This window comes from Chitinimonas lacunae (assembly GCF_042650885.1).
GTDB classification, from domain to species: Bacteria; Pseudomonadota; Gammaproteobacteria; order Burkholderiales; family Chitinimonadaceae; genus Chitinimonas_A; species Chitinimonas_A lacunae.
On sequence record NZ_JBHSBU010000001.1, the window covers coordinates 3,335,933 to 3,353,530 of the forward strand.

At 64.2% G+C, this 17,598-nt stretch carries 18 protein-coding genes; 11 read left to right on the forward strand and 7 right to left on the reverse strand.

Annotation, left to right across the window (positions count from 1 at the left end):
- Positions 1–319: 319 nt before the first annotated feature.
- Together thiE and thiD are read right to left on the reverse strand one after the other, a co-directional pair.
- Entirely contained in the window at positions 320–970 is a 651-nt protein-coding gene (gene thiE / locus ACFOW7_RS14345; protein ID WP_378165430.1) for a thiamine phosphate synthase, read from the reverse strand.
- A complete protein-coding gene (gene thiD, locus ACFOW7_RS14350) occupies positions 967–1,791 on the reverse strand; it encodes a bifunctional hydroxymethylpyrimidine kinase/phosphomethylpyrimidine kinase (protein WP_378165432.1) in 825 nt (274 codons plus the stop codon). The genes thiE and thiD overlap by 4 nt, the downstream gene beginning before the upstream one ends.
- A gap of 75 nt (positions 1,792–1,866) precedes the next feature.
- On the opposite strand from thiD, the gene ACFOW7_RS14355 reads away from it, so the two are divergent.
- The 7 genes from ACFOW7_RS14355 to ACFOW7_RS14385 all read left to right on the forward strand — a co-directional run bounded on the left by ACFOW7_RS14355 (position 1,867) and on the right by ACFOW7_RS14385 (position 6,662).
- Complete coding sequence (locus tag ACFOW7_RS14355) at positions 1,867–2,031, forward strand: rubredoxin (RefSeq protein WP_378165434.1); 165 nt, start codon at positions 1,867–1,869, stop codon at positions 2,029–2,031.
- 50 nt (positions 2,032–2,081) lie between these two features.
- Positions 2,082–2,939 (forward strand): DnaJ domain-containing protein, encoded by an 858-nt coding sequence (locus tag ACFOW7_RS14360; protein WP_378165436.1) that lies wholly within the window; start codon positions 2,082–2,084, stop codon positions 2,937–2,939.
- Between the two features lie 31 nt (positions 2,940–2,970).
- Positions 2,971–3,801, forward strand: a complete 831-nt coding sequence (locus ACFOW7_RS14365; RefSeq protein ID WP_378165439.1) for a M48 family metallopeptidase — start codon at positions 2,971–2,973, stop codon at positions 3,799–3,801.
- A 3-nt stretch (positions 3,802–3,804) separates the two neighbouring features.
- Positions 3,805–4,215 (forward strand): CopD family protein, encoded by a 411-nt coding sequence (locus tag ACFOW7_RS14370; protein WP_378165441.1) that lies wholly within the window; start codon positions 3,805–3,807, stop codon positions 4,213–4,215.
- 32 nt (positions 4,216–4,247) lie between these two features.
- Positions 4,248–4,742, forward strand: a complete 495-nt coding sequence (locus ACFOW7_RS14375) for a CYTH domain-containing protein (protein ID WP_378165443.1) — start codon at positions 4,248–4,250, stop codon at positions 4,740–4,742.
- The gene (hemL, locus tag ACFOW7_RS14380) at positions 4,739–6,019 is read left to right on the forward strand and encodes a glutamate-1-semialdehyde 2,1-aminomutase (protein WP_378165446.1); all 1,281 of its coding nucleotides are present in this window, start codon (positions 4,739–4,741) and stop codon (positions 6,017–6,019) included. Before ACFOW7_RS14375 ends, hemL begins: the two co-directional genes overlap by 4 nt.
- Before the next feature lie 151 nt (positions 6,020–6,170).
- On the forward strand, positions 6,171–6,662 hold the full coding sequence (locus ACFOW7_RS14385; protein WP_378165450.1) for an AraC family transcriptional regulator: 492 nt from the start codon (positions 6,171–6,173) through the stop codon (positions 6,660–6,662).
- A gap of 459 nt (positions 6,663–7,121) precedes the next feature.
- On the opposite strand, the gene ACFOW7_RS14390 is transcribed toward ACFOW7_RS14385, so the two are convergent.
- The 3 genes from ACFOW7_RS14390 to argA form a co-directional block, all read right to left on the reverse strand.
- Positions 7,122–9,968 carry a bifunctional diguanylate cyclase/phosphodiesterase gene (locus ACFOW7_RS14390; RefSeq protein WP_378165452.1) on the reverse strand — a complete coding sequence of 949 codons (2,847 nt, stop codon included), beginning with the start codon at positions 9,966–9,968 and terminating at the stop codon, positions 7,122–7,124.
- A complete protein-coding gene (locus tag ACFOW7_RS14395; protein ID WP_378168043.1) occupies positions 9,968–10,786 on the reverse strand; it encodes a phosphate/phosphite/phosphonate ABC transporter substrate-binding protein in 819 nt (272 codons plus the stop codon). The genes ACFOW7_RS14390 and ACFOW7_RS14395 overlap by 1 nt, the downstream gene beginning before the upstream one ends.
- A 116-nt stretch (positions 10,787–10,902) precedes the next feature.
- Positions 10,903–12,222, reverse strand: coding sequence for an amino-acid N-acetyltransferase (gene argA / locus ACFOW7_RS14400; RefSeq protein ID WP_378165454.1), 1,320 nt, complete (start codon positions 12,220–12,222; stop codon positions 10,903–10,905).
- Positions 12,223–12,568: 346 nt separating this feature from the next.
- Here argA and ACFOW7_RS14405 point away from each other — a divergent pair, with 346 nt between their 5' ends.
- Genes ACFOW7_RS14405 through creC form a run of 3 tightly spaced genes read left to right on the forward strand, consistent with a single transcriptional unit; the run spans position 12,569 to position 15,257 of the window.
- Positions 12,569–13,105, forward strand: a complete 537-nt coding sequence (locus ACFOW7_RS14405; protein WP_378165457.1) for an alpha-ketoglutarate-dependent dioxygenase AlkB family protein — start codon at positions 12,569–12,571, stop codon at positions 13,103–13,105.
- The gene (creB, locus tag ACFOW7_RS14410; protein ID WP_378165459.1) at positions 13,105–13,779 is read left to right on the forward strand and encodes a two-component system response regulator CreB; all 675 of its coding nucleotides are present in this window, start codon (positions 13,105–13,107) and stop codon (positions 13,777–13,779) included. The genes ACFOW7_RS14405 and creB overlap by 1 nt, the downstream gene beginning before the upstream one ends.
- A 50-nt stretch (positions 13,780–13,829) precedes the next feature.
- Positions 13,830–15,257, forward strand: coding sequence for a two-component system sensor histidine kinase CreC (gene creC, locus ACFOW7_RS14415; protein WP_378165462.1), 1,428 nt, complete (start codon positions 13,830–13,832; stop codon positions 15,255–15,257).
- A 90-nt stretch (positions 15,258–15,347) separates the two neighbouring features.
- Here creC and ACFOW7_RS14420 read toward each other — a convergent pair whose 3' ends face one another.
- Both ACFOW7_RS14420 and ACFOW7_RS14425 read right to left on the reverse strand, forming a co-directional pair.
- Entirely contained in the window at positions 15,348–15,884 is a 537-nt protein-coding gene (locus tag ACFOW7_RS14420) for a DinB family protein (RefSeq protein WP_378165464.1), read from the reverse strand.
- 95 nt (positions 15,885–15,979) lie between these two features.
- Positions 15,980–16,489 (reverse strand): peroxiredoxin family protein, encoded by a 510-nt coding sequence (locus ACFOW7_RS14425; RefSeq protein ID WP_378165466.1) that lies wholly within the window; start codon positions 16,487–16,489, stop codon positions 15,980–15,982.
- Between the two features lie 119 nt (positions 16,490–16,608).
- On the opposite strand from ACFOW7_RS14425, the gene ylqF reads away from it, so the two are divergent.
- Positions 16,609–17,508 (forward strand): ribosome biogenesis GTPase YlqF, encoded by a 900-nt coding sequence (gene ylqF, locus ACFOW7_RS14430; protein ID WP_378165468.1) that lies wholly within the window; start codon positions 16,609–16,611, stop codon positions 17,506–17,508.
- Positions 17,509–17,598 lie beyond the last annotated feature (90 nt).

Below are 17,598 nucleotides of genomic sequence, written 5' to 3' on the forward strand. Positions count from 1 at the left end.
GGAATGGCGTCCAGGTGCGATGCACCGTCCAGCGCTGCCTTGCAGGATGGGACCGACTCGACGCCATTTCTTATCGATCACTGCCATGGGGCAGCCTTTTCCCGGACCCTTCGAGCCGCTGGCATCGCCGCTCGATCAAGCGGTCCTGACCTTCAGAGATCGATCGCAGCGGGACTGATTCAAGCGCCTTGCCTGGGGGACTTGGTGTAGAGGCGGACGGGAAGAGGGAAGCGCTGCTTGGGATAAATTTTTAAATATTCCATTTATCCAGCAGTTTATCTTGCAAGCATCTTGCAGATAAATTGATTTCCCCCGTCCTTTATTCTCCGCGATGTAATGCCTGCCCCGCCCGTAAAGCCCCCAGCATGGTAGCGGCCGTGACGCCTGGTGCCGGGCTTTCGAGAAACAGGGAACCGATCACGGCGGCGGCATCGGCACCGGCGGCGCCGACCTCGGCGATATTGTCGGCATCGATGCCGCCAATCGCGACCGTGGGCAGGCCCAGTTCGGCGGCCTGTGCAAACAGGGTCAGCGGTGCCAGCGGAGCGTTCGGTTTGGTCAGCGACGGGAAGACGGCGCCAAAGGCCAGATAGCTGGCCCCGGCCGCCCGGGCGGCGCGGGCGCGTTCGATACTGGCGTAACACGAGGCACCGATAATGGCGGTCGGGCCGAGCCGGGCACGGGCGACGGCGAGGTTGCCGTCGTTACCGCCCAGATGGACCCCTTCGGCTGAGATCGCCTCGGCCAGGTCGAGATGGTCATTGATGATCAACGGCACGGTGAAACGCCGGGTCAGTGCCCGCAGCGCCCGCGCCTGCCGCAGCCGGGTGGCGGCATCGGCGCGCTTGTTGCGGTACTGCAACAGAGAAACCCCGCCCGCCAGCACCGCTTCGACCGTTTCGAGCAGATGTTCGTCGTCGAGCCAGTCGGGGGTGATGGCGTAGAGGCCGTCGATGATATTGCCCTTCATTCGGTCGGGTCTTCCTCGCCGCGCATCCAGTACAGCCGATCGGGCAGATGCTGGCCCATGCCGGGACGGTAGGCGTTGAGCAGGGTCTGGTAGGTATAGGCCTGGGCCTCGCGCACCGCCTGCGGCAGTTCCATCCCGTTGGCCAGCAGGGCCGCCAGTGCCGAGGCCAGCGTACAGCCCGAACCGTGGTAGCTGTGCGGCAGGCGCTCCCAGGTATCGACCCGCAGCCGGCCGCCACGGCCGAACAGCATATTGGTGACTTGCAGGGTGTTTTCGTGGGTACCCGTCACCAGCACATGCTCGCAGCCAAAGCGCAGGATGCCGAGCGCAGCCTCGTCGATCGACATGGTCTCCTGCTCGTCGGGGTCATCGCTGGCCAGACGGCGGGCTTCGAGGCTGTTGGGGGTCAGGATCAGGGTATGCGGCAGCAGCAGCTCGCGCATGGCCGAGATCAGATCGTCGGAGGCGAATTCATCGCCGCCGCCGGTGGCGAATACCGGATCGACGATCAGCGGCACCTCGGGATAATCGGCGGCAATCTCGGCGATCACGGTGAGGTTTTCCACGCTGCCGACGACGCCGACCTTGATGGCGGCGATCTGCATGTCTTCCAGCACGAAGCGCGCTTGGTCGGACACCATTTCGGCGTCGATGGCGAGGAAGTCTTCCATGCCGGCGGTGTCTTGCACCGTCAGCGCCGTGACGACGGGCAGACCGTGGCAGCCAAGGGCGCCGAGCGCCGCGAGGTCAGCCGACAGACCGGCGCCGCCCGAAGGGTCGTTGCCGGCAAATACCAGGACGATGGGTGGGGTCTCGTTCATTGAACAGTTGTGTCGGGGTCGAATGCGATAAAATTTTAGCCATTATCCCATCTACCCAAGCGACAAGGTTCGACAATGAAAAAATACATGTGCCTGATTTGCGGCTTTATCTACGACGAGGCGGCAGGTTGGCCAGAAGATGGGATTGCGCCGGGCACGCGCTGGGAGGATGTGCCGATGAACTGGGCTTGCCCCGACTGCGGCGCCCGCAAGGAAGATTTCGAAATGATCGAGATCTGAGCGGCCCGGGCGCTTCCATCCTCTACTGTGGGCCTCTGCCCTTTACCGCCATGACCAGCCTGCCGGGAAAAACCTACTACGCCATTCTGGGCGTCGACCGTAATGCCTCCCAGGACCAGATCGAGCGTTCCTACGCCGATCTGGTGCAAACCTTCAACGAACTCCCCGACGGCCCGCTGCGACGGCAGCGGCTGGAAGCGCTCGAAGAAGCCTATCTCCTGCTGTCCAACCCGATCCGCCGCTCGGTCTACGACGCGAGTCTGGTGGCCGGGCAGGCGCCGATGATGGAAATCGGCATGACCGTGCCCGGGCGGGTGCCCGGCGCGCTGCCGCCAGCGCCCGAGCGTCGCTCGCGCATGCCGCTGTATTTCGGACTCGGCCTGTTGACGGTCTTCGTCGTCGGCTATCTGGGACTGGCCTATTCGCAACAGCGCATGCTGCGCGATGTGCAGGAACGGGCGTTGCAGAGTGCCGAACAGGTACAGGAACGGGTAGCGCGCCAGGAGCAGGAAATGCTCGAGGCCGAACAGGCCGCGACCGGCAACAATGCCGAAGCCCGCGAGCGCTATGCCCGCGAGGCCGAACAGCGTGCCGCCGAGCGCGAGGCGCGCCAGCGCAATGCCGAATTCGAGCGCTGGAATGCCGAAGTCGGCGCACGTGAACAGCGGGCCGCCCGCGAAGCCCAGCGTGCTGCCGAGCAACGCGAGCGCGAACTGGCCAACGAGGCCCGCCGCGCAGACCAGCAGGAAGCGCGCGATGCCCAGGTGGCCCGCGAACGGGCCGACCGTGAACGGCGCCAGTTGCTGGCCAAATTGATCACCGAGCGGCGTTACGCCGAAGCCAAGCAGATCGTCAAGGACGAAAGCGAACTACGTCAGGTCGAACAGGCCGAACGCTATGGGCGCTGAGTTGGCGCCGATCTTGCGGAGATTAAGCATCATGTCCCATCTGTCTCGCCTGGCCGCGGCGCTCGCGGCCGTGTTGCTGGTGGCGGGCTGCGAAAAGGTCCAGACCACCGAAGGCGGCGCGGTCGGGGTGGAGCGCGAACAACGGATGTTCTCGCTGCTCTCGACCGAACAGGTCGAAGGGATGGCCGCCCAGGCCTACGAGGCGACCCTGAGCGAAGCGCGTGCCCAGGGCCGGCTGAACGACAATCCTCCCCAGACCGACCGGGTCCGCGCCATTGCCCGCCGTCTGATCCCCCAGGTCGAGGTCTACCGCCGCGACGCCCTCAACTGGAAATGGGAAGTCAACGTCGAGGACTCACCCGAACTCAACGCCTACTGCGCCCCGGGCGGCAAGATCATGTTCTTCGACGGCATTATCGAGCGGCTCAAGCTCAGCGACGACGAGATTGCCGCCATCATGGGCCACGAGATGGCCCATGCCCTGCGCGAGCATGGCCGCGAGCGGATGTCGAAGATCTACGGCCAGCAACTGCTGGCCCAGGGCGTATCGCTGGTGACGGGCGGCAAGTACGACAACCAGATCAATATCGCGCTCGACGTCACCCAGCTGGCCTATAACCTGCCCAATAGCCGCGAACACGAGAAGGAGGCCGATGCGATCGGCCTCGAACTCGCCGCCCGTGCCGGCTACGACCCGCGAGCCGCCATTTCGCTGTGGCAGAAGATGAGCCAGGCCAGCCAGGGCCAGCCGCCGCAGTTTCTGTCCACCCACCCGTCCCACGCCACCCGCATCGAGGAGCTGCAGGCCAAGATGCCCATTGTGCTGCCACTCTATGAAGCGGCCCGTCAGCAGAGGAGCTGAACGATGCTCTGGGTCAAGGCCCTGCATCTGATCTTCGTGATCAGCTGGATGTCCGGTCTGTTCTATCTACCGCGTCTGTTCGTCAACCACGCCTCGGTCAGCGACCCGGCCACCCGCGCGCGGCTGGCGCTGATGGAGCGCAAGCTGTTGCGCTTTACCACCGGTCTTGGCGTGCTGGCGCTCGGTTTCGGTACCTGGCTATGGCTGGGCTGGGGCTTTGGCGGCGGTTGGCTCCATGCCAAGCTGACCCTGGTGGCCGGGCTGGTGGTCTTTCATCTGTGGTGCGCCCGGCTGGTGGCCGATTTCGCGGCTGACCGGGTGCGCCACAGTCATGTCTGGTTTCGCTTCTTCAATGAGATCCCGGCGCTGTTGATGTTCGGCATCGTCTTGCTGGTGGTGCTCAAACCGTTTTGAACCGGCGCGTCTGGCGCTGCCAAGGAGTTCCTGTGAATCTCGAAATAGAACGGCGCTTTCGCGTGCGCGACGCCGGCTGGCGCGCGCTGGCCGAGGGCGAATGGCTCAAGCAGGGCTATCTGTCGGTCGATCCGCAACGCACGGTGCGGGTGCGGGTCAAGGGCGAGCAGGCCTGGTTGACCTTGAAGAGCCTGATTACCGAGGTCGCCCGCCACGAGTTCGAATACCCGATTCCGTGTCGCGATGCCGACGCGATCCTGGCGGCCATGTGCCCGTTTGTGGTGGAGAAGCGGCGCTATCGGATCGAACACGCCGGCCTGACCTGGGAAGTCGATGAATTCTTCGGCGCCAACGCGGGCCTGGTGCTGGCCGAGGTCGAACTCGCCAGCGAAGACCAGCCCTATCAGCGGCCCGACTGGCTCGGCGACGAAGTGACGCACGATCCGCGCTATACCAATTCCTATCTAAGCGAACACCCGTGGCCGAGCTGGCCCGACAACCAGCCTGCGGGCGAGGAGAACCGATGAGCAAGAATCAGCAACTTTTCGAGCGCGCCCAGCGCCATATCCCCGGCGGGGTCAACAGCCCGGTGCGCGCCTTCGGCAGCGTGGGCGGCACGCCGCGCTTCTTCGAGCGCGGCCAGGGTGCCTATGTCTGGGATGCCGACGGCCAGCGCTATATCGACTATGTCGGCTCGTGGGGACCGCTGATCGTCGGTCACGCCCACCCCGATGTGCTCGAAGCGGTCCAGGCCGCTGCCGCGCGCGGCCTGAGCTTTGGTGCGCCGACCGAGGCCGAGATCGAGCTGGCCGACCGGCTGTGCGCGCTGTTGCCTTCCTTGCAGCAGGTCCGGCTGGTCTCCTCGGGCACCGAGGCCACCATGAGCGCGCTGCGGCTGGCGCGCGGCTTTACCGGCCGTGACAAGATCGTCAAGTTCGAAGGCTGCTACCACGGTCACGCCGACAGTCTGCTGGTGAAAGCCGGTTCGGGCCTGCTGACCTTCGGCAACCCGTCGAGCGCCGGGGTCCCGGCGGCGGTGGCAGCCGATACGCTGGTGCTGCCGTATAACGATGTGGTCCAGCTCGAGGCCCTGTTCGAGCGCCTGGGCGACCAGATCGCGGCGGTGATCGTCGAGCCGTTCGCCGGCAATATGAATCTGATCCGGCCAAGCGCCGAGTTCGTGCAGGCCATGCGCTCGCTGACCGAGCGCCACGGCGCTCTGCTGATCTACGACGAGGTGATGACCGGTTTCCGCGTCGGCCTCGACTGCGCCCAGGGCCTCCATGGCGTGGTGCCCGATCTGACCACGCTGGGCAAGGTGGTGGGCGGTGGCATGCCGCTGGCGGCCTTCGGCGGTCGGGCCGATGTGATGGCGCGGCTGGCGCCGCTCGGTCCGGTCTATCAGGCCGGCACCCTGTCGGGCAACCCGGTGGCGGTCGCGGCAGGTCTCGCCACGCTCGAGCTGATCTCGGCCCCGGGCGTGTTTGCCACGCTGACCGAGCGCACCACCCTCCTGGCCGACGGCCTCAACCGTCTGGGCCGCGAGCTCGACGTGCCGTTCTGCGCCGATTCGGTCGGCGCCATGTTCGGCATCTATTGCGCCGAGCGCGTGCCGACCAGCTACGCCGAGGTGACGGCCTCCAACCGCGAGCGCTTCAACCGCTTCTTCCATGCGATGCTGGACCTGGGCGTCTATCTGGCCCCGTCGGCGTTCGAGGCCGGCTTCGTCTCCACTGTCCATAGCGACGACGATATCGAGGCGACCCTGGAAGCCGCTCGCTCGGCCCTGCGGCAAGTTAAGTAAATAATTTTATAAAATAAAGAAATACCGCTTCAAATCTAGCAGGCAGTTGGCTGAATATATTCCTTCAGGGAGGAATCGCGCCAACTGTCTGCCTGTCTAATTGCACCTGCCGGCGTGTCGCCGAAGGCCTGTTCAGATAGAGGAGGTTTGCATGCAACAACCCGAGATTCGTCAGCTCGACCCGTTCCCGGTCGCCTATTTCCGTCGTTACGGCCGCGATAGCGATTCCGGCGATCTGCCAGGCGCGGCTCAGCAGGCCTGGAATGCCTTCCATGCGTTCGCCGTGCCGCGTGGTCTGGTCCGTGAGGGCGCCGAGATGCTGGGCGTGTGCCAAAGCGACCCGATGACCACGCCACCGGCCGATATCGCCTACGATGCCTGCATCGCCGACGTCGGCCGTCGTCTGACCGGCCACGACGAGCCGCAAGCCGGCATGATCGAGGGTGGCCGCTACGCCGTGTTCACCTATCGCGGCGGTTACGACGGACTGGGCGACGCGTGGCACCGCGTCCATAGCGAATTGCTGCCCGCCAGCGGCCACACCCCGCGCCACGCGCCGGCCTTCGAGTGGTATCGCGTCTTCCCGGCCATGGCTGCCAATCCGGAAGATTGGGTCACCGAGCTGTGGGTGCCTGTGCAGTAAGGAAGCGGAGGGTCGCTGGCTGATTGCCAGCGAAGCACAAAGCCGCGAGACCACGCTGGTGGTTGTCGCGGCTTTTTCATGTCGGGACACTGCCTCTGCGTCCCCGCTGCCCTGCCCACCGGTGCGACTGTGTGAGTCCTCATCGATCAGTCCAAGGAGACAGCGTGTCCGACACAGCGGTGCATGACGCCGCTTTACGGTTGGCGCATTTCCCTTTCAATCGGAGTCGCCGCCAAGCCCGATGGCGCGCTGTACGCCTGTGCGTCGAGGTCGGGACGCACTGACTCCGAATTGACTGGAAATGGGCCAACGTACTCTGCGATGGTGGGTTCGGAGATGGCAATGACGTCTTTTCTATTTTTCCAAAATAGATGGAGGCCGCCACCTATATTGCAGAAAGTTTTCCTGAAATTTGAATAAATCGCTGATGGCCAGCCACTCCACGGCTTGCTGCCGCGTTCAGTGATCCCGCGTCACCACATTGATCCCCCGCAGCGCCGGATGATCGGGCGTCGGCTTGTCGAGGTAATAGCCCTGCACCATATCGACGCCGAAATCGACCAGCATCCTGAGGGTTTCTTCGTTCTCGACGAATTCGGCCACGGTCTGCTTGCCCATATCGCGTGCCATGCCGGCCATGCCGCGCACGAAGACCTGGCTGTCGTGGTCGTTGGGCAGGTCGCGGATGAACAGGCCGTCGATCTTGAGCACATGGGCCTTGAGGTGCTTGAGATAGGCGAACGAGGAAAAGCCCGCGCCGAAGTCGTCCAGGCACACCGTGCAGCCGGTATCGCGCAGCGCCTCGATAAAGCGCTGGGCGTCGCGCATGTCGGAAACGGCAGCCGTCTCGGTCAGTTCGACCATCAGCCGGCTTGGCGGCACGCGGTATTGGGCCAGCAGCTCGCCGATATAGTCGGGCAGGCCCGTCTCGTCGAAGCTGCGACCCGAGATATTGATCGCCACCGACGGCATGGTGCGGTTGTCGGCCAGCATACGGATCGCCTGGCGGATCACCCAGCGGTCGATATCGAGAATCTTGCCGCTCTTCTCGGCATGCGGAATGAAATGGCCGGGCGGCACGATCTGGTTGGGGTTGTTCGGGTCCTTCATCCGCACCAGTGCTTCCAGATGCGACACCTGGCGCGTGGCCGCCTCGTAGATGCCCTGGAAATACAGCACGAAACCGTCGTTTTCGAGTGCCTTCTGGATGCGTTCGTTCCAGGTCAGCCGATTCATCATTTCGCGCGACGCATCGCGTTCGGCCTGATACAGCCGCCAGGTCGACTTGCCGGCGCTCTTGGCCTGATACATGGCGGTGTCGGCATGCGCCACCAGCTCTTCGGCCGTATTGGCGTGCTGCGGATAGAGCGCGACACCCAGGCTCGACGACAGGCGCAGCGTCTGGCCCTCGACGGCGAACTGGATGCCGGCCACGGTGGTGACGATGCGGCTGGCCAGATAGCTGACTTCGGTTTCATTGCAGCCCGGCACCAGGATGGCGAATTCGTCGCCGCCCAATCGGGCGAAGAACTCGTTGCGGCGCACCTGGCTCGACACTTCCTGCGCCACCCGCTTGAGCAGATCGTCGCCGGCGCCGTGGCCGAAGGTGTCGTTGACGTATTTGAACTCGTCCAGATCGAAATACAGCACCGCCAGATTGTCCTGGGCGCGCTCGGCGTCGGCCAGCATGCGGTCGAGCTGTTCCTGGAAGGCGTGGCGGTTATACAGGCTGGTCAGCGCGTCGCGCTCGGCCAGGAAGGCCATGCGCTCGTTGAGGAAGTGCTCCTGCGTCACATCCTCGTAGATCCATAGCCGACCGCTGCGTTTCCCCTGCTCGTCGCGCACCACATAGCTGTGCTGGGTGACGATGCGGCCGTCGTTCATGGTCAGATCGTTGGGGTAGGCATCCAGGCTCTGCTGGTCGTCGTTGGCTTCGAGATAGACGCTGATGTCGTAGTCGAGCGGCCGGTTCAGCGCTGCCTGCATCACCTGGCCGATCGGCTTGTCTACCAGCGGGGAGGGGTCGTCGATCAGCCACAGGGTTTTGAAGGTCGGGTTGTGGTAGACCACCATATTGGCGTCGTCGACGAACAGCACGCCAAAGCGCATCGCCGACAGCAGCGCCGACAGTCGCGCCCGCTCGGCCTCGGCCCGGCTCAGATAGAGCTGGCCCAGCGCCTGCGATTGCTGCAGTTCGTAGATGGCGCGCTTGAGCGCCAGCCGGTCTTCCTTGAACTGGCTCGAATCGTTGATCGAGGCGCGGATGCCCAGATAACGCCCGGCCGCATCATAGAGCGGCTGCCACGACATGATGGCCCAGAAGGCGCGGCCGTCGCGGCGGATGGCGCGGAATTCGTAATCCTGCCCGGTGGTGCCCTGGAGTGCCTGCTGCAACTGCGTGGTCAGTGCCGTGCGCTCTTCGAGCGCGGCGAGCGGCAGCGGGAAGTCCTGCATATTCATGCATTCCTTGACCGAGTAGCCGGTCAGCCGCGTCACCGAGGCGTTGACCCAGACCGGGTGGCCATCGGGTGCCAGCCATAGCTCGACGCCATAGGTGTAGTCGGCGATGGCGTGGAATTTCTCTTCGTTTTTCTTGAGTGCCTCGATCCGCTCCTGCACCGCTGCGGCCATCTGATTGAGCCGGGTGGCGAGCTGGCTCACCTCGTCGTTGCCCTCGATCGGGATCGGCGAGGGCGATTCATTGGTGGCATGACGCTCGGCCGCATCGATCAGCCGATACAGCCGCCGGGTCAGCCAGAAGCCGAGCAGGGCCAGCAGCGCCACCGACAGCAGGGCACCGACGCCGACCACGCCTGCGCTGTGCCAGACCAGCCGATTGGCCGATTCGCGCAGCAATTCGGTCGAGATGCCAAAGCGCAGCAGGCCATAGCGCTGACCGGCCAGTTCGATATCGGTGGCGGCATGGACCATGGCCGGCACTTCGCGTGCGGCAGCGAGCTGGTCGAGTCGATGGGGAGGGGGCAGCGGCTGACCGATATCCCAGCCACGGGCCGCCACCACCTTGCCCTGGTGGTCGAACAGCACCAGATAATCGATGCCTTCGGGCGTACGGATACCGTCGAGCAGCTCGGCGGCCGGAGCGTAGTCGAGCGAGGCAAGCGGTGGGGCCAGCGCGGCGTTGAGCAGGCGCGACAGCTCCTGTACCCGGACCTCGGTGGCCTTGAGCACGATATCGGACCAGACGCTGCTGACGCTGAACAGCAGGGCGCCCAGCACCGCGAACTGCACCAGCAGCATGGCAAGGATCAGCCGTACCCGCAGACTCTTGATCAGCGGTACCTGCATCAGCGGCCCTCCGCCAGTCGGCGCTTGAGTTCGACCATAAACGGCTCGACCGAACTCAGATCGCCTGCTTCGATCGGGCTCGCGCCATAGAAGCCGAGCCGGGCCAGAAACTGGCGTCCCTGTTCATTGGCATTGAGAAAATTGGCCACGGCCTCGCTGTAGCGTTGCCGCTCAGCCGGTGTGACCCGGCTGTCCACCAGCAGCACCATATGCGGCAGGGCGCGGCTTTCGGCCAGTACCCGCAACTGGTCGCGCAGTTCGAGCGGCATATGGGCAAAGGCCGTGTTATTGACGATGGCGGCGCGGGCTTCGTCGCGCACGACGGCAAGCGCGGCGGCATTGTGGAAATCGTGGTAGCGCAGCCGGGCACTGATCTGCTGGCGGTTCAGCAGCTCCTCGCCGAGCATGGCGGTGGCCGTCAGCGGATTGGGCAGGGCGACCGGCTGGTTCTGCAGCGCTTCGAGCCGGTCGATCGGGCTGTGCCGCTTGACGATCACCAGCGCAGTGAGCTGGGCGGCGCCCTTGAGCAGCGGCACATAGCCCGCTTCAAGCTGGGCGTAGCGGGCGGTATGCGGGCCGATGATCACCAGATCGTAGTGATGGTCGACGATATGGCCGACGAACTGACGATAGTCGGGGGCGGTCAGCAGAATCACCGGCCGGCCCAGCGAGCGGGTCAGCGCCTGACGCAGCGGCTGCATGCTGGACAGCAGCAGCTTGGGGCTGAAATACGGTTCGATGCCGATCCGCAGCTCGCCCTCGGCCAGGGCCCGGCATCCCCACAGTCCGAGCAGCAGCCAAAGCATCCAGCGGCGCATCACGATCAAGATTCTCTCCCGCAAACAAGACCACCGTGCCGGCGGTCGCGCCCCCCGGCCGGCCCGAGGCGGTTCATTCCCAACTTTAGCAGATCAGCCTTGCCGCTCCGGGCGTTTCACAAGGGCTTGATAAATACCTTGGAACGGCGCTGATAGTTATAGAGCGCCTGCTTCTTCATCGGCAGGTCATCGACGCTTGCCGGTGCAAAGCCACGTTCGATAAACCAGTGCGCCGTGCGAGTGGTCAGCACGAACAGCCGTTTCACCCCGAGCGAGCGGGCTTCCTTGACCACATGCTTGAGCAACTGCTCGCCCCGGCCGCCGTCACGGTAGTCGCTGTCGATGGCCAGACAGGCCAGTTCGGCCATATCGCTGCCTTCAAAGGTCTGTAGCGCGACGCAGCCGACGATCTTGCGGTCGTGTTCGAGCAGGGCGTAGCGGTCGATTTCGCGTTCAAGCAGCTCCCGGCTGCGTTTGACCAGCACGCCTTCGGCTTCGAGCGGTTCGATCAGGGCGAGGATGCCGCCGACGTCGTCGATGGTGGCCCGGCGCAGGGTTTCGAGCGGCTCGCGCGACAGCATGGTGCCGAGCCCTTCGTGGGTGAACAGCTCGGTCAGCAGGGCGCCGTCGAGATGGCGGCTCAATAGATGGGCCCGCTTGACCCCCTGGCGCACGGCCCGGATCGCACAAGGCAGGAAGAAATCGAGATCACGGCTGGTATCGATGGTTCTGGGCACGAAACGCTCGGCTTCGGCCGCCGTCATCTCGTTGATCAGCCCGCCCATCTCGTCGGTGACGCCGGGCTGATCCATCAGGAAGACCAGCTTGTCGGCCGCCAGCGCCACGGCGGTCGAGGTGGCCACGTCTTCGAGCGTCAGATTGAACACTTCGCCGGTCGGCGAATAACCGAGCGGCGACAGCAGAATGGTTTCGCCGAATTCGAGCCGGTCGCGGATCGCCGCCACATCGATCTTGCGTACTTCGCCGGTGTATTGCATATCGACCCCGTCGCGCACGCCCATCGGCTGGGCGGTGACGAAATTGCCACCGGCGACCCGGATATCGGCATTGGCCATCGGCGAATTGGCCAGCCCCATCGACAGCCCCGCTTCGATCTCGAAGCGTACCGAGCCGATGGCCTGCAAGACCCCGTCGAGCGTTTCGGCATCGGTTACCCGCACGCCGCGCTCGAAACGCGGTTCGAGCTGGCATTCGAGCAGGCGCCGGTTGATCTGCGGCCGCGCCCCGTGCACCAGCACCAGCTTGACCCCCAGACTCACCAGAATATTGAGATCCTGCGCCAGCGTCTGAAAGCGGCCGTCGCGGATCAGATCGCCGCCGAAGGCCACCACGAAAGTGCGGCCGCGAAAGGCGTGGATATAAGGCGCGGCCTGGCGAAACCAGTAGACGAATTCGGGTGAACCTATGTCGGGCATGGCAGAAATGTTGGACAGGTAGGTTGGAAATCGCGCAAGGGTAACAGAGGATGGCATCGCGCTGTTGGCTCATTGCGCCTGTAGGGAAAACCCCGCGGAGCCGCAGGAAAAAACCCTGTTAAGAATTTTTACTTTATCGAAATCTATGGCTACTGATCTTGCGAATGCTTGTCGTAATAATTTATTTATTGCCGACTTCACCCCCTCCCGGCCAAGTGCGTGTTTCCCTCACTGCTCCAGCCAGCAATTCTCCCTCCCGAGCCGGGCTGAACCGCCACCCGCGGGCAGGATGCCAAGCCCGGGGTTTGCTGGCAGACTGGGCGGCCCTTGCCGGAGTTCCAGCCTGATGACGCCGCCCCCGCTCGAGTATGTGCCGGCCTTTGTGGCCGATCCGCAGCCCCTGTTGCAGACGCTGTGCGACAGCGTCGACTGGGACCGGCGGCTGCGTGCCAGACTGACTGCCAGTTTCGGCCGCGCCTATGGCTATTCGGGGATCGACTACCCCGATGTGCCGCTGCCGCCGCGCCTGGCCGACCTGGCGGCACGCCTGGCCCAGCGGCTGGGTTTCCTGCCCGACAACTGCCTGCTTAACTATTACCCAAATGGCGCGGCCAGTATGGGTTTTCACTATGACGACACGGCGCTGCTGGCGCCGGATAGCGGCATCGCCGTGCTGTCGCTCGGCGCCGTGCGGACGCTGCGGTTCCGTCCACGCCATCAGCGTGGTGCCGCTGGGCCGGATTTTCCCTGTCGGCTGGAAAACGGTTCGCTGCTCTTTATGAGCGCCGCGCTGCAAGCCGACTGGCTGCACGGCCTGCCGGCGGAGGCGGATTGCGGGCCACGGCTCAGTCTGACCTTCCGCAAACTGGTGGAGGCGGCGTGATGAAACGGATTTTGCTGGTCGAGGATGAAAACGCCATTGCCGACACGGTGATCTACGCACTCGGTCGCGAAGGGTTCACGGTCGAGCATCGCGCGCTGCTGCGCGAAGCGGCTGCCCTATTGCACGAGCGCGAATTCGATCTGCTGCTGCTCGATGTCGGCCTGCCCGATGGCAGCGGCTTTGACCTATGCCGCGAACTGCGCGGCCGCTCCGACCTGCCGGTGGTGTTTCTGACTGCGCGCGGCGACGAGATCGACCGGGTGGTCGGGCTTGAGCTGGGCGCCGACGATTACGTCGCCAAGCCCTTCAGTCCGCGCGAGCTGGTGGCGCGGGTCAAGGCCATCCTGCGGCGCGGTCGGAGCGAAACGGTGGCGGCAACGGGCGGGCTGGTCCACGACGCGCTGCGGGCGCGGATTACCCTGAACGGTCAGATCCTCGACCTGACCCGCTATGAATACCGGCTGCTGGCGGCCTTGCTGGCCGAGCCCGAGCGGGTATTCAGTCGCAGCCAGTTGATGGACAGGGCATGGGATGAACCCGAAGCGAGCTTCGAGCGCACGGTGGACGCCCATATCAAGACCCTGCGTGCCAAGTTGCGCGCGGTTGATGCCGAGTGTGATCCGATCCGGACCCATCGCGGTCTTGGCTACAGTTTCACGTGGAACAAGCCGTGACAGCGAAGCGGCTGGCCGGATCGATTCCGCGCCGCGGAGCGCCTTAGACGATGCGTATCGGTGTCCGTCTGTTTCTCGCCTATTTCGTGCTGGTCGGCCTGTCGGGCTGGTGGCTGTTCGATCAGGTGGCCGACCGCCTGCGGCCGGCACTGCGCCAGTCGATGGAAGACACCCTGATCGACACTGCCAATCTGCTGGCCGAATTTGCCCGGGCCGATTTCAAGGCCGGCCGGCTGCAAGACGGCGAGTTTGCCAGAACGATGGAAGCGGTCGCCGCCCGGCGCTTTCGTGCCGAGATCTGGGGCGTGACCAAGAGCGGGCCCAACCATCGGGTCTATATCACCGACCGGCAGGGCCGGGTGCTGTTCGATTCAGCCGGTCTGGCGCTCGGGCAGGACTATTCGCGCTGGAACGATGTCTATCTGACCCTGCGCGGCCGTTATGGTGCACGCACCACCCGGGGCAAGCCGGACGATCCGACCACCTCGGTGATGTATGTGGCCGCGCCCATCGTCGATCGGGGCCAGGTGATCGGTGTGGTTACGGTCGGTAAGCCTTCCACCAGCGTCGAGCCCTTCTTTCGCCGCACCCTCGACGATCTGGCCCAGGCGGGCGGCGCGCTGCTGACCGCTTCCCTGCTGCTGGGCCTGTTGCTGGCCTGGTGGCTGAGCCGCGCCCTGGGGCGTCTGGCCGACTATGCCCGCGCCGTGGCGCGCGGCGAACGGGTGGCGCCACCGGCATTCCAGGGTGGCGAAGTGGGGGTGCTGGGGCGCGCCATCGAAGCGATGCGGGTGCGGCTCGAAGGGCGCCAGTATGTCGAGGATTACGTCCACAGCCTGACCCATGAACTGAAAAGCCCGCTGGCAGCGATCCGTGGTGCGGCCGAGCTGATCGATGCCGAGATGCCGGCCGAGGATCAGGAGCGCTTTCTCGCCAATATCCGCAGCGAGGCCGAACGGCTGACCACCATCATCGATCGTCTGCTGGCATTGGCGCAGCTCGAAAGCCGTCGCGTCCTGGCCGTGGTGGAGCCAGTACTCCTGGCCGAACTGGCCGACCAGGTGCTGGCGGCCAAAACGGCGCTGCTGGCACAACGGGGGCTTGATGCCCGGCTGCGGATCGATCCAGGTCTCAGCGTCGGTGGCGAACGCTTTCTGCTCTGGCAGGCGCTGTCGAATCTGCTCGACAACGCCATCGACTTCTCGCCGCCGGGCGGCACGATCGAGCTGGCTGCCACGGTCGAGGGCCCGATGGTGGTGCTGAGCGTGCGCGATCAGGGGGCAGGAATTCCCGACTATGCGCGCGAGCGGCTGTTCGAGCGCTTCTATTCGCTGCCCCGTCCCGATGGCGGACGTAAGTCAACCGGCCTGGGTCTGCCGTTCGTGCGCGAAGTGGCGGCGCTCCATGGCGGCAGCGTCACGGTGGGCAACGCACCCGAGGGTGGCACGTTGGCACAGTTGCGCCTGCCGCTGGGCTAAGCCGTGATGGACTTTATTAAATAAACATGAAAAACGACTGCAAGAACTACAGTCGTATAGAAAAGAAAATAAAAATCTTCTGCTTAGGGTTCAGCGACCATTGCCCTGGCGGGCATTGGCAAGGCTGGTCTGCATTTCATGGCGGTAGTAGAGATAGTCCATTTCGGGCGTCGGCGCGCCGAGCCGGGTGGCGACGCCCGAAATCTGACCGCGGTGGTGCGCCATATGGTTGACGAAATGGGTCAGGACTTCATGGACCCAGTTGATCCGTTCCTTGCCCGACAGCGAGATATAGCGGGTTTCCCCTTCAAAGAAAGCCGTCGGCTGGGCTTCGAGCCAATGCTGGAAATGGCGTACCGTCTGTTTCAAGGCCAGCTTGAGTTCGCGGTATTCCTCATGGAGCGGCTGGTCGGGACGCAGGGTCGGTTGCTCGCCCTTGAGCCGGCTCCACCACAGCAGATGGAACACCAGCATATGGTTGAGGGTGCCGTTGATGCTTTTGAAGAACAGGCCCTGGTCGGCCTTGCGGGCGTCGTCGCCCAGTTTGTCGAGACTCTCGAACAGCACATCGTTGGCCCAGTGCTGGTAGTCGAGCTGATACAGGAAGTGGGCTTTCCAACTGATCATGGCGGCGGACTCCCTACTAAATAGGCAATGTCCTCACCATAGCAGCCCACTATGGCGACCGCCCGGCCGTTCCGGCAGGCGGCCGTGTCGGGCCGTCAGACGGATTCGGCCAGTTTCTGCTCGATCAGTTTTTCCAGGGTGTTGAAATCGGGTTCGCCCAGAAAACGCTGCACGATACGGCCGCGTTTATCGATCAGGAAGGTGGTCGGGGTCAGCTTGACTTCGCCGAACCGCTGGGCGATCGAGCCGTCGAGATCGAGCGCCACCTTGAACGGCAGCTTGTTGGTATTGGTATAGGTCTGCACATAGTCAGGCCGGTCATAGCTCATGGCCACGGCGACCGTCTCATAGCCGCGGGCAGCGAATTTATGGTGGGTCTGCACCAGTTTCGGCATTTCCTTCATGCAGCCGGTGCACGAGGTGGCCCAGAAATTGACCAGCACCACCTTGCCTTTGAGGGCGGTCTGTTCGATCCGGGCGCCGCTGAGCGTGCTGTAGGTGACGGCTGGCGCGAGTTGCTCGGCCTGGCTGCCGAAGATCAGAACGCCGGCGCTCAAGGCGCCGATCAGGCCGAGCAGCAGGCCGTGCTTGACGGATACTTTCATGCTGGAGTCTTGGCTAGGGAAGGGATGAACGGCATACGGTCCGGCATTATATTGATTCGGCGAGGCTTTTTCAGCTTTCGCGGTATAATCCCCGCCCTTTTTTCCTGTGGACAAGCGCGATGGCGATCCAGTGGTTCCCCGGCCATATGCATAAGGCGCGCAAGCAGGTCGCCGAGACCATGGCCAAGGTCGATATGGTGATCGAGGTGCTCGACGCCCGGCTGCCGCGCATCACCACCAACCCGATGATCGGCGAACTGCGCCGGCAACGGCAGCGGCCCAGCCTGAAAGTGCTCAACAAATGCGATCTGGCCGACCCGCGCGTCTCGGCTGCCTGGGTCACGCATTTCCAGGCCGAGCAGCAGACTGCGGTGCTGCAACTCGACGAAGCGGGCAAATTGCGCGATGCCCCCAAGGTACTGGCGCTGTGCCGTGAGCTGGTGCCGCATCGCAGCGGCGGCGAGAAGCCGGTCCGGGCGATGATTCTGGGGGTGCCCAATGTGGGCAAATCCACCCTGATCAATGCGCTGGCCAAACGCCGGCTGGCCCAGGTGGCCGATACCCCGGGCGTGACCAAGTCGCAGCAGCGCATCGAGCTGATCGACGGCACCATTCTGGTCGATACTCCGGGTCTGATGTGGCCCAAGATCGATTCGCCCAATGATGGCCTCAAGCTCGCGCTGTCGGGCGCGATCGGCAAGAACGCCTACGATGCCGAGGAAGTGGCCTGGTATACGCTGGGCTGGCTGGCGCAGCACTACCCCGAATCGATCCGCACCCGCTACCGCCTGCCCGATCTGAGCGTGCATGCCGACCAGTTGTTCGAACAGGCTGCCCGTGCGCTCGGTTGCGTGCAGTCGGGCGGCCGGCTCGATACCCAGAAAGCCGCCGAACGCATCCTGACCGACTTCCGCAACGGCACGCTTGGCCGTATCACGCTCGAACGCCCCGGCCTGCCGCTCGATCTGCCGCTCGATGAGCCCAATCCCGATCAGGTTGTGCCCGACGATGAGGCTTGAGACGGTTCCGGTGGTACTCCGGCCGCTGAATAGGGCCGACGCGGTGACGGCTTCGACCCACCCTGTATCCTTGCTGCGGCTTGATCGGCT

Coding starts and splice junctions, on each gene's coding strand:
- thiE (WP_378165430.1), bottom strand. CDS start 970: ATGAAGGGCAATATCATCGACGGCCTCTACGCCATCACCCCCGACTGG.
- thiD (WP_378165432.1), bottom strand. CDS start 1,791: ATGAACGAGACCCCACCCATCGTCCTGGTATTTGCCGGCAACGACCCT.
- ACFOW7_RS14355 (WP_378165434.1), top strand. CDS start 1,867: ATGAAAAAATACATGTGCCTGATTTGCGGCTTTATCTACGACGAGGCG.
- ACFOW7_RS14360 (WP_378165436.1), top strand. CDS start 2,082: ATGACCAGCCTGCCGGGAAAAACCTACTACGCCATTCTGGGCGTCGAC.
- ACFOW7_RS14365 (WP_378165439.1), top strand. CDS start 2,971: ATGTCCCATCTGTCTCGCCTGGCCGCGGCGCTCGCGGCCGTGTTGCTG.
- ACFOW7_RS14370 (WP_378165441.1), top strand. CDS start 3,805: ATGCTCTGGGTCAAGGCCCTGCATCTGATCTTCGTGATCAGCTGGATG.
- hemL (WP_378165446.1), top strand. CDS start 4,739: ATGAGCAAGAATCAGCAACTTTTCGAGCGCGCCCAGCGCCATATCCCC.
- ACFOW7_RS14385 (WP_378165450.1), top strand. CDS start 6,171: ATGCAACAACCCGAGATTCGTCAGCTCGACCCGTTCCCGGTCGCCTAT.
- ACFOW7_RS14390 (WP_378165452.1), bottom strand. CDS start 9,968: ATGCAGGTACCGCTGATCAAGAGTCTGCGGGTACGGCTGATCCTTGCC.
- ACFOW7_RS14395 (WP_378168043.1), bottom strand. CDS start 10,786: ATGCGCCGCTGGATGCTTTGGCTGCTGCTCGGACTGTGGGGATGCCGG.
- argA (WP_378165454.1), bottom strand. CDS start 12,222: ATGCCCGACATAGGTTCACCCGAATTCGTCTACTGGTTTCGCCAGGCC.
- ACFOW7_RS14405 (WP_378165457.1), top strand. CDS start 12,569: ATGACGCCGCCCCCGCTCGAGTATGTGCCGGCCTTTGTGGCCGATCCG.
- creB (WP_378165459.1), top strand. CDS start 13,105: ATGAAACGGATTTTGCTGGTCGAGGATGAAAACGCCATTGCCGACACG.
- creC (WP_378165462.1), top strand. CDS start 13,830: ATGCGTATCGGTGTCCGTCTGTTTCTCGCCTATTTCGTGCTGGTCGGC.
- ACFOW7_RS14420 (WP_378165464.1), bottom strand. CDS start 15,884: ATGATCAGTTGGAAAGCCCACTTCCTGTATCAGCTCGACTACCAGCAC.
- ACFOW7_RS14425 (WP_378165466.1), bottom strand. CDS start 16,489: ATGAAAGTATCCGTCAAGCACGGCCTGCTGCTCGGCCTGATCGGCGCC.
- ylqF (WP_378165468.1), top strand. CDS start 16,609: ATGGCGATCCAGTGGTTCCCCGGCCATATGCATAAGGCGCGCAAGCAG.